Source organism: Streptomyces sp. NBC_00212, from assembly GCF_045206365.1.
In the GTDB taxonomy this organism is placed as follows: domain Bacteria; phylum Actinomycetota; class Actinomycetes; order Streptomycetales; family Streptomycetaceae; genus Streptomyces.
This window is the reverse complement of the sequence record NZ_CP108115.1, coordinates 1460585-1476771: the sequence shown is the minus strand read 5'-3', so window position 1 is coordinate 1476771 and position 16187 is coordinate 1460585. Positions and strand designations below refer to the sequence as shown.

Below are 16187 nucleotides of genomic sequence, written 5' to 3'. Positions count from 1 at the left end.
GCCGATGAGTCACCACCGATACCACCGCCACTGCAGTCACCGTGGGGAATCGCGATGAGCCGCGCGGCACTTTTGGTGCTCGCCGATGGCCGGTTCCCCGCCGGAGGGCATGCGCACTCCGGGGGCGCCGAAGCGGCCGTCACCGCGGGCCGTATCAAGGACACCCCCACCCTGGAGGCATTCTGCCGGGGCCGGCTGCACACCGCGGGACTGGTCGGCGCGAGCCTGGCCGCCGCGGCGGCGTCCGGCTGCGATCCGCTCCTGCTGGACGAGGCCGCCGACGCCCGAACCCCCGCCCCTGCCCTGCGGGTTGTGGCCCGCAGGCTGGGGCGGCAGATGATGCGGGCCGCCCGCGCGACCTGGCCCTCGGCCGAGCTGGACGCGCTGGCCGCGGCCCGCCCGCGCGGCGCTCACCAGCCCGTCGTGACGGGGCTTGCAGCCCGTTCGGCCGGGTTGGCACCGCTGGACGCCGCGTACGCGGTGGCGTACGAGAACGTCAGCGGCCCGGCCACCGCCGTCGTACGCCTGCTGAGCCTGGACCCCTTCGAGGCCACCGCCGTCCTGGCGCGCCTGGCCGACGACCTCGACCGGGTCGCCGCGCAGGCGGCGCAGGCCGCCGAACGCGTCCCGCTGGAAGGAGCCGACGCGCTGCCTGCCGCATCCGTGCCGCTGCTGGACATCACGGCCGAGCAGCACGCGGCCTGGCCGGTACGCCTCTTCGCCTCCTGACCCCGCCCCCACCGACCACGAAACATCGGAGCGCCCATGCACCTCGACCACTCGCAGACCTTCCCCGAGCGGCACACCTACAGCGCCGCCGACCCCACGCGCCCCGACGGAAACCGCCGGGCGCTGCGCATCGGCCTGGGCGGGCCGGTGGGCACCGGCAAAACCGCCACCGTTGCGGCGCTGTGCCGGTCACTGCGCGAGGAGTTGTCCATCGCGGTGGTCACCAATGACATCTACACCCGTGAGGATGCCGAGTTCCTGCTGCGAGAGGCGGTGCTGCCCCCCGAGCGGATCAGCGCGGTGGAGACCGGCGCCTGCCCGCACACCGCCATCCGCGATGACATCTCCGCCAACCTGGAGGCGGTCGAGGACCTGGAAGAGGGGGTCGGGCCGCTGGACCTGGTACTGGTGGAGTCCGGCGGCGACAACCTGACCGCGACCTTCTCCAAGGGCCTGGTCGACTTCCAGATCTTCGTGATCGATGTGGCGGGCGGGGACGACATTCCACGCAAGGGCGGCCCCGGCGTCACCACCGCCGACCTCCTCGTCATCAACAAGACCGACCTCGCCCCCTACGTCGGCGCGGACTTGGAGGGCATGGCCCGCGACGCGAAGGCGCAGCGCGGCGAACTCCCCGTCGCCTTCACCACGCTCACCACCCAAGCGGGCATCCAACCCGTCTCCGACTGGGTGCGCGCACGCCTGGCCGACTGGACCACGGACGCCGCATGACCCTCGCACCCCCCGAGCCCCCACATCACGCGGCCGCACCTGCCGCACCCACTCCTGGGGTTACCTCCGTCGCGCGAATCGTCGCCGTCCCCGACCCGCGCGGCGGCACCGCCCTGCCCATGCTGCACGGACGACGGGCTCTCATCCCTCGCCGCCTCAACGCCTCCGGCACCTACGCCCGAGTCGCCCTCACCGGCGCCGTGAGCGCACCTCTCGGCGGCGACCGGCTCGGCCTCCACATCGACGTACGTACCGGCGCACGCCTGCACCTCGACACGATCGGCTCCACCCTCGCCCTGCCGGGCCCCCACGGCGGCACCGCCACCAACGATGTACTGCTCCGCGTGGAGGACGACGCGGAACTGTACTACCAGCCGGATCCCCTGATCTCCGTCAAGGGCAGCGACCTGGTGACGACCACCCGAGCCGAACTGGCCCCCAGAGCCCGACTGGTCCTGCGAGAAGAGCAGGTACTCGGCCGCACCAGCGAACCCCCGGGACGGCTACGCACCCGCCTGGCCGTCAAACTGGCCGAACGCCCCCTGCTCGACCAGGAGCTCTCTCTCGGCCCCGGCGCCCCCGGCTGGTCGGGCCCGGCCGTCCTCGCGGACTACCGCATGACCGGCCAACTCCTCATCGTCACGCCCGGATTCACCCACCACAAACCACCACCCCAGCTTCTCTCCACCGACTCCGACCATGGCGAGGCCGTCCTCACACCCCTCGTCGGCCCCGCTGTCCTGATCTCCGTGACAGCAGCCGACAACCGCACCCTCCAACGCCTACTGGAACGAGGCCACCAAGCAACGGGAGTGCCCGCTCAGCCTGATCCTCAGCTGTGATGCCGGGATCGCGCGGCCACGGGGTGTCCGCGCGATGCCAGGCCAACTTGCGGCCCTTGGCGGGTCCGGAAACGACTCGGGGCCCCGCTACGGCTGCGGGGCCCCGAGTCTGTGCACCTCTAAGGGGGGGTGAGGCGACCGGTTCAACGAGTTCATGGCTAAGACGGTGTCCTGTGTGGTGGGGCGGGGTAGGACCTCAATATGGGGCAGGGGGCGTGGAGTTGGATTGTTCCGGACGGGTTGTGGGAGATCGCGAAGCCGTTGATTCCGCTGTCCAAGGTGCGGCTTCAGGGCGGCGGAACCCAGGACACGCCTGATGAGACGCTGTTCGCGGCCATCGTCTATGTGCTGGTCAGCGGTTGCGCCTGGCGGGTTCTGCCGCCGTGCTTCGGTATCTCGAAGTCGACCGCCCACCGTCGGTTCCTGGTCTGGTCGCGGGCGGGTGTGTGGGGCCGGCTGCACCGGCCGTGCTCGACAGACTCGCCGAGAAAGACCTGCTCGACCTCTCCCGCGTCGTATTGGACACCGCCCACGTGCGGGCTAAAAAAGGGGCGAACTTACAGGTCCGAGCCCCGTGGACCGGGGTAAACCCGGTTCCAAGATGCATGTCCTGTCCGACCGGACGGGACTGCCTCTCGTGGTCGGTATCTCAAGTGGCAACACCCACGACAGTCAAGGGCTGAAGCCCAAGATCGCCGGTCTCCAATCGAGACACGACCCCGACCGGGGACGGTACTACAAGCCGCGCAAGCTTCATGCCGACAAGGCGTACGACCAGCCCGACCTGCGGAAATGGGTCCGCGGCAAGCGCATTGGCGTGCGTATTGCACGCAAGGGCACCGAGTTCAGCGAGCGTCTGGGGCGCCACCGTTGGGTGATCGAGCGCACCATGAGTTGGCTGTCCGGCTACCGCCGACTCAGCCCCCGCTACGAACGCCGCCCCCGCAACTACCTGGCCTTTCTCGGCCTCGCCGCCGCCATCTGCTGCTACAAGCGATGCGTCCGCCTCACCACGTAGGACACCGTCTAATACTCCAGTGAGAATTCGTGTCCTGAGCTGGTTCTTCTCGTTGTCCAGTCATGGTGGGGATGGGTGAAGTCGATTGCTGGGCAGCGGAGTTGGAGTCGGTGTTCGCTCGGGTGGCGGGCCGGTTCGGGCGGGCTGATCTGCGGTGGCGGATGCGGGATTACGTGCGGGGGCTGCTGGCGCCGGTGAGCCGGAAGAACGGCTGGCAGCTGGCGGAGTACGCAGGCCATCGTGATCCCGCGGGGCTGCAGCATCTGCTGAACGGTGCCCGGTGGGATGCTGATGCGGTGCGGGACGACGTGCGTGGATACGTCGCCGAACACCTCGGCCCGGACGGCGTGCTGATCGTCGATGACACGGGATTCATCAAGAAGGGCACCACATCGGCAGGTGTGTCGCGGCAGTACACCGGAACCTCCGGAAAGATCGACAACTGCCAGATCGGGGTGTTCGCCGCCTATGCCACCGCACGCGGCCGGGCCCTGGTGGACCGCGAACTCTATCTTCCCAAGTCCTGGACGACAGACCGTGAGCGGTGCCGGGCGGCCAAAATCCCCGACGCCCGGGGTTTCGCCACCAAAGGCGAGCTGGCCAAAGCCATGGTCCGCCGCTGCCTGGCAGCCGGCCTTCCGGCAGCCTGGGTGACCGCAGACGAGGCATACGGACAGGACTGGTCCTTCCGCCGCCTGCTCGAACAACACAACCTCGGCTACGTGGTGGCCGTCCCCAAGTCCCAGCAGATCAAGTCCCTGGCCGGCGTCTGGCGCATTGATGAGCTCATCGACGACGCCCCGGCCGACGCCTGGCAGACCCTGTCCTGTGGCAACGGTGCCAAGGGACCACGCGTCTTCGACTGGGCGGCGGCGAAGCTCCCCGTCAACATCGTCTTCGATCCGGACCCACCAACCCACCACCGCTGGGTGATGGCCCGCCGCAGCCTCTCCGACCCCAGCGAACTCGCCTACTACCTCGCTTACGCACCCGTCGATGCGGACCTGGGCGACCTGGCCCGGATCGCCGGCTCGCGCTGGGCCGTCGAAGAATGCTTCCAGGCTGCGAAGAACGAGTGCGGCCTGGACGAATACGAGGTCCGCCGCTACGTGGGCTGGTACCGGCACATCACCCTGGCCATGCTCGCCCACGCACTCCTGACCGCCCTCGCGGCCCAGGCCCAGGAGGCCGCAAAGGGGGCTGCAGAAACGACACCGCCAGCCTCGTCCCTCTCACCGTGGCGGAGATCCGGCGCCTTCTGGACACTCTGCTTCCCCACCCAAGACCCCACCAGGACAGACGACTTCACGCACTGAACTGGTCCCACTGGCGCAGACACCACCAAGCCACCGCCCGCCGCTGCCACTACCAAAGAAGAACCAGCCCAGGACACAAATTCTCACTGGAGTACTAAGGCGTCCGGCGGCCTCTTTCGGCGTGACGGGCAGGGCAGTTCGCCGTGGCGGGGAGCCAGGGAGGACGGTTTCGGGGTGTGTTCTACGGGGCGAGGCCGAACAGTTGGGTCCAGTACGTTCCTGCCCGGCCGCCCCCGGCGTAGCCGACCTCGATGTGGTTGAAGTCCGGCTTGAGGATGTTGGCCCGGTGGCCCGGGCTGTTCATCCAGCCGTGGACCACCTCCGCGGCGGTGCGCTGCCCGCAGGCTATGTTCTCGCCGATGCCGTGGTGCGTGCAGCCTGCCGCTCTGGCACGGTCCCACGGTGCGAGTCCTTCGGGGGAGGTGTGGGAGTAGAAGCCGCGGGTCGCCATGTCCGCGCTGTACGCCTGCGCGACCGAGGCCAGCCCCGGATCGGCGGCGAGGGGGCGGAGCCCGGCCGTGGCCCGCTGCGCGTTGGTGAGGGCGACGACCTCGGCGGCCGTGCGGGCGAGTCCGTCCGGGGTGAAGGGCCCGGCCCACAGCGCTGTCCAGTAGGCGTCGCCGCCGCGGTCGTCAGAGCTCCGGGCGGTCCCGGCCGATGTGAGAGCGGGGTCCAGTACGGGACGCCGGGTCGCGGGGCTGCTGAGGCAGTAGGCGAGGAGATCCGTGGGTGTCCGAGGGCCGGAGACCAGGTGCTCGGCGATGGCGAGATAGGCGAAGCCCTGGGCGGTGACGCGTTGGTAGACCGAGGTGCCGTCGGGACTCTCCACGCTCAGCCGGCCTTGGCCCGCCATGGCCCTGGCATGGGCCTGCGCCGCGGCGGTGAGCCGTGCGTCCGGGGCCACCGGCGGGACACCGGAGCGAGCCCGCTCGGCGTTGACCAGTGCGGTGAAGTCGTCCGTCAGCGTGTCCCGTCCCGGTGCGGGCTGCGGGGCGTCGTCGGATACGTCCACGCCGAAGTCGCGGGCGATGCCGGCCAGGCCGTCCGCGTATCCCTGGCCGAGGGCACGCACTTTCCATGCGGTGCCGCGACGGTAGATCTCCGCGAGGAGCAGGACGGTTTCGTGGACCGGCTTCGGCGGGGTGAACCGTGTGCAGGTCGCTCCGCTGCCGCTGGTGAGGGACATGACGGGAGCGGGCAGCCGCCGCAGCAGTGTTCCCTGCTCGGCGGGGCTGACGACCACGGTCACGCGGCTGGCTCCCGGCCGTAGCCGGGCGGGTTCCAAGGTGATGACATTGGCGTCCAGCCGTGTGCCTGGTGCGGACGGCTGGTTGTAGAAGACGAAGTCGGCGTCGCCGCTGACCTGGCCGGTGTCATCAGTGATGAGGACGGACAGGTCGAAGGGGCCGGGGACGCTGATCTTCAAGACGCCGTCCGGGAGCGGCTGATTGCCTCCGGGGACCAACTCGGCCATCGCCACCACCTGTTCACGGCCCGCGTCACCTGGGCGCGCGGAGCGCCTGCTGGTGAGAGAACGCTGACGGGGGAGGGGCCGGTTCCCGAAGTCGTGATTCTCGGGACGCCGGGAACCAGGATGGGGAGCAGTCGGAGGAATCGAACAGGACTGCCTGCGAAGTGGTGCGGCCGTGCCGCGCACGGACCCTGTCGGTGTTTCCCGGCTCGTGGGCACGGCCGTAGGTCCCATGGGAGGGACGGCCGCCAGTCGAAGTCGTCACCCACGCGGCGCTGACCTGCGGAAATCGCCCGAACAGGCGGTCCGACATGCGACGATCGGCCTTTCCGACCCTTTCACCGTGCTGCCCGTTTGTACGGCCGATCCTCCCCAGCCGCTCCCCAACGGGCCTTCATTCTCCCCAGATTCTCCCCAGCCGCTGCTGCCCGGGAGGGCAGGGCGCCGCTGGCCAGGGCCTGATTCAAGCGTCGTGCCGAGCTACGCAACGTAGTGCAAGCGAGTCGGAGCGGGGGTGGCAGTCGCCTTCGTGGGGCGACGGCTTGACGAACCAATTCGATTCTCCCCCTCGGCTCCGTTCCGTCTGCCAGGCTCGGACACGTGACGTACGTAGTGACCGTAGACATCTGCATCTCGGAGGGAACTCCGGAGATGGACCGCTGCAGCGTGCCGGGGCCGTCGCGCTGATCGAGAGCGGCTTCACCTCGGTCGACGGCATCGACGCGCCGGACGGCATGGAGGTCGACCTCCTCGACACGATCGTGGGCGTGTATCCAGGCGGGGCACTGCTCGAGGTGTTCGTCGACGCCGAGGCGCTCGAATGGGGGGCGTTCTCGCGGCATGGGCGCGAGCCTCGATGAGCTTGGTGGACGCCAACACCTGCGGGGCGGCCTGGCCTTTGGCCTGCTCGAAGGCACCCTGGCCATGTCGACGGCTTCGGAGGCGAAGCCCTGCATCAGGCAAGCCAACTCACCAGCCCGCAGCCGGCGTTCCACCAGGACGACGTCGGTGTCGACGATGAGCACTCGCTACCTCCACCTCGTGCACACCGCGTCGTCGTGCACGAAGCAAGATCAGACTGCCCACCAAGATCAGCACTCATGTCCACCGTGACTGTCGCAAACCCTCACCCACGTGCTCATGCAGAGAGTCGTCCAACAACCAATCAGCGGGTGACGGGCACGGCGAAGCGGGACCCGGATGAAAATTCCGGCATGACCGCCGCCACGACATCCGGGTCTGGTGCACGATCGGGTGACATCTGAACTGGCTTCTGAGGTTCTCGGTTCGGGGTGACGTTATGGCGGGGGCAGGGTGAGTCCGGTCTCGGCGATGAAGCCGTCGAGGAAATCGGGACGGTGCTGCGCGCGGCCAACCGCCCTCGGAGTCTACTGCTGCTAACGGTGCAGGGAACGCGGCGTTAGCGGAACGTTGCCAGCTGTTGAGAGGGTCGGCGGCTGCGCCCGTAGATGTCGGCATAACCAGCCAGCTGCCATAGCCCGGACCGGCCCGTAGCGCTAGTCGTGGCGCCCGCGAGAGGACCCAATGCACGCCAACGAACAGGCTCAGACCCCGAACGGCAAGAAGCCTGCCCGCACTGCCTCCAGAACCCCTGCGCCAGGGGGCGGTATTCCCGCCGGCCTCCTTGCTCTCCAGAGCAGCGCGGGCAATGCCGCCGTCGTCCAGATGCTCCGCCAAGCCGGCCACCCCTGGGCCCAGGAGCAGCACCAGCACAATGCTGGCTGCGGCCACCAGCAGACCGAACAGCCCGCAGTGCAGCGCTCCGCTGTCCACGACGTCCTGCGCACCGGCGGACGGCCCATGGACGACGCCACCCGCACCGACATGGAAACCCGGCTCGGCGCCGACTTCTCCGACGTCCGCATCCACAACGACAGCGCCGCCAAAGCCTCCGCCGCCGAAGTCGGCGCCCGCGCCTACACCTCCGGCAACCACGTCGTCATCGGCGACGGCGGCGGCGACAAGCACACCCTCGCCCACGAACTCACCCACGTCATCCAGCAACGTCGAGGGCCTGTTGCTGGTACTGACAACGGTGGTGGGCTCAAGGTGTCCGACCCGTCTGACCGGTTCGAACGCGAAGCAGAAACCAGCGCGCGACGCGCACTCGGTGGACAGCCACCAGCTCGACACAATCAAAGCGCTGGCCCAGGAGGCGAGGCGAGCGAGCTGGGCACAGCCGTGCAGCGCATGAATGCAGCCACGCAGGAAGCGGCGCAAGGCAGGTTGGAGAGGATGCACGAGCGTGCGGAGGGCCGCGACGGCCAGCCGACCGTCCCCGCACAGACCACACAGGAGAACAGTCCTTTCGGTCCCTACACCTTCCGGAGGTCACCTTACGGCCCTGGCCCCTACGTCCAGTCGAACGGTAATCAACACCCAGGCGCCGGAACGGTAGGAGAGCGATACACCACTTTGCTTGCGCACCTCCGGTCTCCTGCTCACCTACGCGCGCTCGCGCAGGCCACAAAAGGCGGGACGGTGTCCCCGGCCGCCCTAAACAGCATGACCCCCACTCAGAAGCGAGCCGCCGCAGTCCTTTACGGGATTGTCACCAAAGCCGAGGAAATTAGGTTCGCCGGAGCAGCCAAGCCATTTCGAGCCGCTCTTCTCCGCCTAGCAAACAACACAGGGCCGAACGGAGTAGATGAGTTCCTGGACCGATTCCCCATGGCCCAGGCTGGTGGAGCCCATGCCTACACTGGAGCATTGACCAACGGGGCCTATCAGAACTTGGCAGACATGTCAGACTCCTCAGGCGATGAATCCGACCACGAATCCGACAGCATGTCAGTCTCCTCTGATTCTTACGACAGCGAATATGAGGAACTCCAGAATTTGGCCGCGGAGTTCGGAGATAATTTGATGGACGTGTCGCCGGGCTAATAAGATACGCCCGCCGCGGGGGCATCTGCCTGGTACCGCTGACTGGCCCCCCGTAGTGCTTCAGAATGGCTTCGCCGACCGTGAGCTGGGATTTTGTCCGATGGTCAGCTGGCTCGGTGGTACTCGTTGATGAGGCCGGCGACGGCTTGTCGGCGTTCGATCCGGGCTGCGGGCAGGGGGATGACGCTCGGGTCGTCGTTGGGCGCGAGCTGGTTGCGTCCCTGATGGGGGCGGTGGCTGTTGAAGTGATGGGCGTAGTCGTGGAGGATCTTCTCGGCGTGACCGCGGTCGAGTAGCAGGACCCGGTCGGTGCACTCCTCCCGTGCTGAGCGTATGAACCGTTCCGCGTGGGGGTTGCAGTTGGGGCTGCGCGGAGGGATCTTGGCCACGACGATGCCCTCGCTGGCGAACACGGCGTCGAAGGCGACGGTGAACTTCGCGTCCCGATCGCGGATGAGGTGGGTGAACTCTGCGGCGTGATCGCCGAGTTGCCACAGGAATTGCCGGGCCTGCTGGGTGGGCCAGGCCGCGGTGGGGTGGGCGGTGATGCCCAGGATGTGGACGGTGCGGGTGCGTACCTCCATGACGAACAGCGCGTAGAGCCGCTGCAGTGCCACGGTGTCGACATGGAACAGATCGGTCGCGAGCAGGCCGCTGGCCTGTGCCTTGACGAAGGCGGTCCACTCGCCGCGCGCCGACTGGCGGCGCGGCGCGGGGCCGAGCCCGGCAGCGCGCAGCACCCGTCGGACGGTAGCGGGGCTGACCTTGTGTCCGAGGCGGCGCAGTTCGCCGTGGACGCGCCGGAAGCCCCATCGATGGTTCTCGGTGCCGAGCCGGATGGTCAGGTCGCGGATCACCTCTGGCAGGGGCGGGCGTCCCGGGGGCGGAGGTTGCGTCCATTTCTGCTTCACCAGACGCTGGTGCCAGGCCAGCAGGGTGCGCGGTGAGACGATCCGTTGCCCGCGCAGGGCTCGGGGGAGCAGTCGGGCCAGGGTGGCGAGCAGCGCCCGGTCCGGCCAGCCGGGCTTGGGTGCGGTGATCTGCCGGCGCAGAACTGCGAGCTCGTGCCGCAGGACCAGGATCTCGGCGTTCTTGCCCGCAGAGGATCGAGACAGCAGGACCAGCCACGCGAAGATCCGCATGGTGATCAGGTAGACAAGCCGTACCAGCATGAGGACTGATCATGCCGGACAGATGGTAGGTCGCGTGCATTCCCCGAGGTCAGGACCGGTGAACCCATTCTGGGACGCTACGAGGGCAGTCGGTCGCACAGATTACGATTGTGAGCTTGTGCATGACCGCGGCTACGGCGCGTTTCCCTTCCCGGCGGGCGGAGATGCGGCGGAAGCGCGTGGCGAGAGCGTCACTGGATTGGGGGATGCCGGCCAGCGCCCAGTCTGAGTAAGGTGAGCGGCGTCTGAATGGAATGGGCAACACTGCCCGTGACGTATCGGGCGCTGCGTGACGAACTTGGCTCATCGCGAGAGCGTGATTTCGCCGCTGACCAGCGGCGTGTGCCTATGGCCCGTGTTCCCCCTCGGACACAGAGCATGTTCACATGGAAGAGCGGGTTGTGACTCTACGGTCACGACTCGCTCTTTTGTGTAGCAGGTGAGTTTCAGCCCGAGAGCTTCGTACAGGGCCCGTACATCGTCCGGGGCGGCGAGGAACTGCACGTTCTCGGCGAAGTGTTTGATCCGGATCGAGACGCCCAGCCCGACCTGGCCCGCCAACTGCTGGTCCCGGCCTACCGGTTCGCTCCGACCGGAGAGGCGCTGGTAGAGGGCCCCGCCCCGACTGCGCCACCTGAGTGCGATATCCGTGCCCCGGGAAGCGCAGCGCAGCATCGCGTTCTGGGAGGTCATGAACCGCGCGTTCATCGCGGGATGCCAGGTGGACGTGTGCCGCGGGCAGGCCTGGACTCCCGTCGTGCTGTGACGGGAGTCCAGGCCTGGCGGTGCTTCAGCGGGCCCCGTGGGGAGCCAGTACCACTGTGGCGCTGAAGACCCGCCGTTCGCGCTGGTGTGCCTCGATCAGTACGCGCGGACGGCCTTGGAGATCAGGGCTCAGAGGGGTGGCGTTGAGCCAGCAGGGCGCGTCGAACTCGACGTACCCATCGAAGGTGGTGTCGAAGGCGACCGGGGCCGCAGGTGTCTTGAGGCTCGCCTGGGCCGCCTGGCTCACAGCTTCGAGGAGCACCATGCCGGGTATGTGGTCGTGGGGATGGTCGTAGAGGACGGTATGACTGGTGTCGACCCGCATCTGCCACCGGCCCGCCTCGCCGGTGGGGGACAGGACGACATCCCGTGCGTTCGTGCGCCCCACGCGCTCGGGAGCGACGGGCGTAGTGGGCGGGGCGGCCCTCAGGAAGACTGCGCGATCGGCGTAGGGGCCGCGGAGCCGGTTGTAGATGCTGCTCGGGTGGGCGCTGTAGTGGACCTCGGCAGAACCCGCGTACACGCCGTCCACGGTGCCCTGCACATGGGCGACCAACTGGACCGAGCCCATTCGGCGGCGCTTGATCGCCGAGTGGATGACCTGTAGTTGGACAGTGGTCGCAGACCCAGTGGTCCGCAGCGCGTCGGCGACCACATCCAGGGTCAGGTGCTCCCACCCCAGGCTGTAGCCCCTGGGTATGTCATGCGCCGTGTGGCAGGACACGGCGAGTGCTTGGCGCACGCTCTCGGTGAAGAGCAGGGGGCTGTGGGCCTGCGGGGTCGGTGTGTAGAAGTCGTGCGCCCGCGGCCATTCGACGGTGACGATCTGCTCGCTGCCGCACAGGTGCAGGCAGTCGACGACGAAGACCTCCGACAGGTCCCGCTTGCCGACACACTCTTTGAGAGCGATGTGGGTGCGGACTTGCGGAGACGTGATCGATGGTGCTTCAAAAGTGCATGGTGTTACAGCAGTGCTGTGAGACATGGTGCTACTCCCCCCAGAGTTGCTTCGACCTTGACGGGCAGGGTTGGATGCCGAGCATGATCAAGAAATAAAATAGTGCCCGTTGTTTTTTTTGTCGAGCATTTACTTGGCCGAGCATTTACATGGAGGAGGCGGGATGGCGCAGCGAGCCGTGAAGCAGGAACGCGCGGTACGAACGAGGGAGGCGCTCGTGCAGGCGGCGGCCCAGGTCTTCGGAGAGCTCGGGTTCGCGGGCGCGAGCGTCTCGAAGATCGCCGACAGAGCGGGGCTCACGCTCGGAGCGATGTACTTCCACTTCAAGTCGAAGGAGGAGCTCGCTCGGGAAATCGTGCTCTCCCAGCCCAGCAGGGTCCGGCCGGAGCATCAGTCCGAGGGTCTGCAGCACGCCGTCGACATCACGCTGACCTGGGCGTACGGACTCGCTGAAGACGCCGTGCTGTTCGCGGGCGCGCGCCTGGTGATGGAACAGGAGCAGTTCAACGCTCCAGAGGAGAACTCGCACCGGCAGTGGACGGACATCATCGCCTCCGACCTCCGCGTCGCACAGGCCGGGCGGGAGGTTCGCAAGGCTGTCGACGTCGAGGCGGTGGCACGGCTGATCGTCAACGCCTGTACCGGCGCCCAGATGCACTCCTCCATAGAGTCGGGCCGGGCCGACCTGCCGCAGCGTATCGAGGAGATGTGGCGGATCGTGCTGCCGTCGATCGCCGTGCCGAGCGCCGTGGCACGCCTTGAGTTCGGGCAGGCGCGCGGCAGGCGGGGCTGACCGGTGGATCGTCCGAGGACAGTCGAGTGCCGTCCCGGATGATCTCCGGGCCCCGGGATGTGCTGTGCTGTGCTGGGCGCGATCAATTCATGGTGAACGAATGGTGGGGGATGAAGATGGAGATGTCCGCGAAGAGAGGCCCGGGGGAGCTCGAAGGCAGGACGGTGATGGTCACCGGGGCCTCCAGCGGAATCGGTGCGGCGGCCGCGCGGCTGTTCGCCGCGCGCGGGGCGAACGTCGTCCTGATGGCCCGGCGGGAGGAGCGGCTGCGGGAGCTGGCCGCGTCCGTCGCCGCGGAGGGCGGCACGGCGGTGCCCGTGCCGGGCGACGTAACCGTGTCGGCGGACGTGGAACGGGCTGTGTCCACCGCGGTGGACACGTTCGGCTCGCTGGACGCGGCATTCAACAACGCCGGCTGGGGCACGGCGGCCATGCCCCTGCACGAGTTGGAGGACGACCTCTATGACCGGATCATGGACGTCAATGTGCGCGGCGTGTGGAACTGCCTGCGCCACCAGATACCCGTGATGCTCGCTCAGGGCAGGGGCGGGTCGATCGTCAACACCTGCAGTACCGCGGGCCAGTTCGCCACCGGTGCCGTAGCCCCCTATGTGGCGGCCAAGCACGCTGTCCTCGGGCTGACCCGGGCCGCCGCGGCCGAGTACGGCGACCGGGACATCCGGGTCAACGCGCTGATGGTCGGCATCACACGCACCGAACTCATCGAGCAGGCGCTGCGGGAGATGCCCGGGCTGGAGGAGGCCGCCGTCGCGCGGGCGGTCCAGAAGCGGCTTGCCGAGCCGGAGGAGATCGCCCGCGTGGCCGTCTGGCTCTGCGGTCCGGAGGCGTCGTTCATGACCGGAGCGGGGGTTCCGGTGGACGGTGGCTGCAGCGCCGTGTGACACCGCCGGCGGCAGGGGAGTTCACGACGACGGGGAGCCCTCCACCGCCGGGAGGAGCATTTCGCACATCCGGGTGAACAGGTCCGACGCACTGCCGGCCCGGGTCTCGGGCGCCCCCCCGCGCCGTTGTGCCCGCACGTCCACCTCCGCCCCGTGGACGAGGTAGAGGACGAGCGCCAGGACGAGGGAGGGGTTGGCCGACGCGCACGATGGCGTGCCCGCCGCCTTGGCCAGCTCCTCCTCAACGGCCGTTGACCACACGGCGCGCCAGTTGGGTGGGCAGTCCTCGCGATCCCGGTCCAGACGTGCTGCCGCGCGAACCGCGACGTCGTTCTCCAGACATCGCACCACCGCGCACGCCATGGCGATCGCCGACCGCAGCGGGCCGGCTTGGTGATCCACCTGCTGCAGGGCGTGCCGTGTCACTGCCACGCCCTGTGCGTGCACCTCGTCGGCCAGCGCCGCCTTCGACGTGAAGTGGAAGGTCACCGCGCCCGTTGACGTGCCCGCGGCCTTGCCGATGCCGGTCAGGGACGCGGCGGCGTACCCGTTGTCATCGAACTCCCGGGCCGCGGCATGGACCAAGGCCTGCCGTGTGCGTGCAGCTCGTTCCTGCATCCCGTTGACCTTCCGTCGGGCAGGCACACCAGTGTGCGTCGCGTTCTATGGGGCTCATCTCGCCAGCACACGGGGACGACGGCACACCCTCTTGCCATGCCGAGGTGAAGGTGCACCCCAGACCTGGTAGAGCCCCGAGGGGGTCGGCCGCCCGCCCCGGCGCCCTGAGAGCCGTCTCAGCTGGGCAGGCGCGCGGCCCAGGGTATGCCTAGGCTTCTTGGGCTCCAAAAAAAAGATAGCAATCACTATTCTATGTGTCTTGAAATGATCGCAGCATCGCCGGGGGCGTCGGTCATGGCCGCCTGTGAGCCGCTTCCGGGGCTGTCGCGCGGCCGGCGGGTCGGGGTGCTGGCGATCGCGCTCGTGGCGGATCTCGCCAAGTGGTGTGAGGCGGCGCGTGATCGCCTCGGCATCGGACCGGAATGCGGCCGGCGAGCGTCCACCTCTGGTGGAGCGGGGCGTGTCCGTGCTCCGGGGCCGCGTTCGTTCATGGGCGACCCTTTACAAAAAAAGAAAAAATCAACTATTTTTATCTGTGCACGGAGGGGGAAGCGCTGCGCGTGCACCGGCAGCCGGAACTCTTTGGCGTGATCCACGAGCGTAGGTGGAGACAGGGGGGAACCCAGAAATGACTGCGCAGCATGGGGTGGCCAGATCGGAGTCCTTCAGCGGGTTCGCTGAGGAGCTCTTCAGACATCTGCCCAGGATCGACCAACGAAGATGGGCGGCTGCCTATGTGCAGGGCCTGCTCAGTACGCCGGGCAAGAAGACGGTCCGGCGCATGGCTGCCGAGGTGACCGACTCGTCGACGGCGGCGCAAGCCCTGCACCAGTTCATCAATTCCAGCCCTTGGGAGTGGGGGCCCATCCGCGCTGAGCTCATGCGATGGGCCGCGCAGCGCACCCGGCCCCGGTGCTGGACCATCGCCCCCGCCGTACTGCCCAAGCGGGGCGCGCAGTCCTGCGGGGTGCACCGCCGCTTCATTCCGCACGCCGGCCGCACCGTCAACTGCCAGATCGGATTCGGGGTGTTCCTGTCGTCGGACACCGAAGACCTTCCGGTCGCCTGGAGCATGCTGCTTCCCGACGAGTGGTCCGACGAGGCACGACGGCTACGGGCCCGCATTCCGAGCGACGTCACGGCCTCGGCGGAGGAGTGGCTCCTGAATCTGACCGACGAGCTGGCCGTGCACGCGGCCCACGGCCCGATGCCGGTGGTGGCCGACGCGACCGGGTACCTGGACGCTGCCGCGCTGATCAACGGACTCAGTGCCCGGGGCCACGACCTCGTCGTCGCCGTACCGGACAACCTGCTGGTCCTGCCCGGCAGTCACCTGGCAGCCCGGCAGTGCCCCGAGGCCGGCCCCGTGGCCGCCGTCCGACTCATCAGTGAACATGAACGTACCGGCCTCATCCCCCAGCGTGTGTCCGCGCCGGCCGATGGACGGCCGTACTCGATGGGGCTCGTTCACTTGCCTCGGCCCCGTTCGCTGCCTGGGCCCCAGCACACCTATCGGCTGTTCACCCAACCCGACGGCCGGGGCCGCCGCGGCGGCTTGTGGATCACCAACATGGTGAACCAGCCGCTCGGAGACCTCGTCGGACTGGCCGGCCGGCGTGCGGAGGCGGCCGGAACCGTGGGCCGCCTCGAACGGAACTTCGGCCTGCGGGACTTCGAGGGCCGTTCGTTCCCCGGATGGCACCACCACATGACGTTGGTCTCCGCGGCCTTCACTTACGCTCGGCTGACAGCGCACCAGGACATGCGGAGCATCAGCGGTTTCGGCTCGAACAGCAGGACAGCGCCCGATCCTTACACGGAGCCGTGGCGGTCACTTGGCCGGCAGCAGACACAAGACCGACAAACCGCCTGACCACGCGCACCAGGCGACCGCACGGTCACGGAACAGCGGGGGCGCGCGCTTCGTACGTCGAAGAGCGCGCCCCCGCTGGTATTTCGCCCGT

The 16187-nt window shown here is 68.3% G+C and carries 13 protein-coding genes and 1 pseudogene; 10 read left to right on the top strand and 4 right to left on the bottom strand.

Annotation, left to right across the window (positions count from 1 at the left end; genetic code table 11):
* Positions 1 to 54 precede the first annotated feature (54 nt).
* The 5 genes and pseudogenes from OHA17_RS06795 (at position 55) to OHA17_RS06775 (ending at position 4637) form a co-directional block, all read left to right on the top strand.
* Complete coding sequence (locus OHA17_RS06795; RefSeq protein ID WP_406504959.1) at positions 55 to 729, top strand: urease accessory protein UreF; 675 nt, start codon at positions 55 to 57, stop codon at positions 727 to 729.
* A gap of 36 nt (positions 730 to 765) precedes the next feature.
* Positions 766 to 1461 (top strand): urease accessory protein UreG, encoded by a 696-nt coding sequence (ureG, locus tag OHA17_RS06790; RefSeq protein ID WP_406504957.1) that lies wholly within the window; start codon positions 766 to 768, stop codon positions 1459 to 1461.
* Positions 1458 to 2303 carry an urease accessory protein UreD gene (locus OHA17_RS06785; protein ID WP_406504956.1) on the top strand — a complete coding sequence of 282 codons (846 nt, stop codon included), beginning with the start codon at positions 1458 to 1460 and terminating at the stop codon, positions 2301 to 2303. Before ureG ends, OHA17_RS06785 begins: the two co-directional genes overlap by 4 nt.
* 201 nt (positions 2304 to 2504) lie before the next feature.
* A pseudogene (locus OHA17_RS06780) lies at positions 2505 to 3321 on the top strand (IS5 family transposase).
* 71 nt (positions 3322 to 3392) lie between these two features.
* Complete coding sequence (locus tag OHA17_RS06775) at positions 3393 to 4637, top strand: IS701 family transposase (RefSeq protein WP_406503360.1); 1245 nt, start codon at positions 3393 to 3395, stop codon at positions 4635 to 4637.
* Between the two features lie 181 nt (positions 4638 to 4818).
* On the opposite strand, the gene OHA17_RS06770 is transcribed toward OHA17_RS06775, so the two are convergent.
* Positions 4819 to 6111: a CAP domain-containing protein gene (locus OHA17_RS06770; RefSeq protein ID WP_406504954.1), complete on the bottom strand. Its 1293-nt coding sequence runs from the start codon at positions 6109 to 6111 to the stop codon at positions 4819 to 4821.
* Between the two features lie 539 nt (positions 6112 to 6650).
* Here OHA17_RS06770 and OHA17_RS06765 point away from each other — a divergent pair.
* Together OHA17_RS06765 and OHA17_RS06760 are read left to right on the top strand one after the other, a co-directional pair.
* Positions 6651 to 6968: a hypothetical protein gene (locus OHA17_RS06765; protein WP_406504952.1), complete on the top strand. Its 318-nt coding sequence runs from the start codon at positions 6651 to 6653 to the stop codon at positions 6966 to 6968.
* Positions 6969 to 7653: 685 nt separating this feature from the next.
* Positions 7654 to 9015 (top strand): DUF4157 domain-containing protein, encoded by a 1362-nt coding sequence (locus OHA17_RS06760; RefSeq protein WP_406504950.1) that lies wholly within the window; start codon positions 7654 to 7656, stop codon positions 9013 to 9015.
* A 104-nt stretch (positions 9016 to 9119) separates the two neighbouring features.
* Here the strand turns inward: OHA17_RS06760 and OHA17_RS06755 are convergent, their stop codons facing one another.
* Positions 9120 to 10187 (bottom strand): integrase core domain-containing protein, encoded by a 1068-nt coding sequence (locus OHA17_RS06755; protein WP_406504948.1) that lies wholly within the window; start codon positions 10185 to 10187, stop codon positions 9120 to 9122.
* Positions 10188 to 10977: 790 nt separating this feature from the next.
* On the bottom strand, positions 10978 to 11937 hold the full coding sequence (locus tag OHA17_RS06750) for a ScbA/BarX family gamma-butyrolactone biosynthesis protein (protein ID WP_406504946.1): 960 nt from the start codon (positions 11935 to 11937) through the stop codon (positions 10978 to 10980).
* A 136-nt stretch (positions 11938 to 12073) separates the two neighbouring features.
* Between OHA17_RS06750 and OHA17_RS06745 the strand changes: the two genes are divergently transcribed.
* Positions 12074 to 12703 carry a ScbR family autoregulator-binding transcription factor gene (locus OHA17_RS06745; protein ID WP_406504944.1) on the top strand — a complete coding sequence of 210 codons (630 nt, stop codon included), beginning with the start codon at positions 12074 to 12076 and terminating at the stop codon, positions 12701 to 12703.
* Positions 12704 to 12825: 122 nt separating this feature from the next.
* Complete coding sequence (locus OHA17_RS06740) at positions 12826 to 13605, top strand: SDR family NAD(P)-dependent oxidoreductase (protein ID WP_406504942.1); 780 nt, start codon at positions 12826 to 12828, stop codon at positions 13603 to 13605.
* A gap of 21 nt (positions 13606 to 13626) precedes the next feature.
* On the opposite strand, the gene OHA17_RS06735 is transcribed toward OHA17_RS06740, so the two are convergent.
* Positions 13627 to 14223, bottom strand: a complete 597-nt coding sequence (locus OHA17_RS06735) for a TetR family transcriptional regulator (RefSeq protein WP_406504940.1) — start codon at positions 14221 to 14223, stop codon at positions 13627 to 13629.
* Between the two features lie 628 nt (positions 14224 to 14851).
* Here OHA17_RS06735 and OHA17_RS06730 point away from each other — a divergent pair.
* A complete protein-coding gene (locus OHA17_RS06730) occupies positions 14852 to 16096 on the top strand; it encodes an IS701 family transposase (protein ID WP_406504938.1) in 1245 nt (414 codons plus the stop codon).
* The last annotated feature ends 91 nt before the right edge of the window (positions 16097 to 16187 follow it).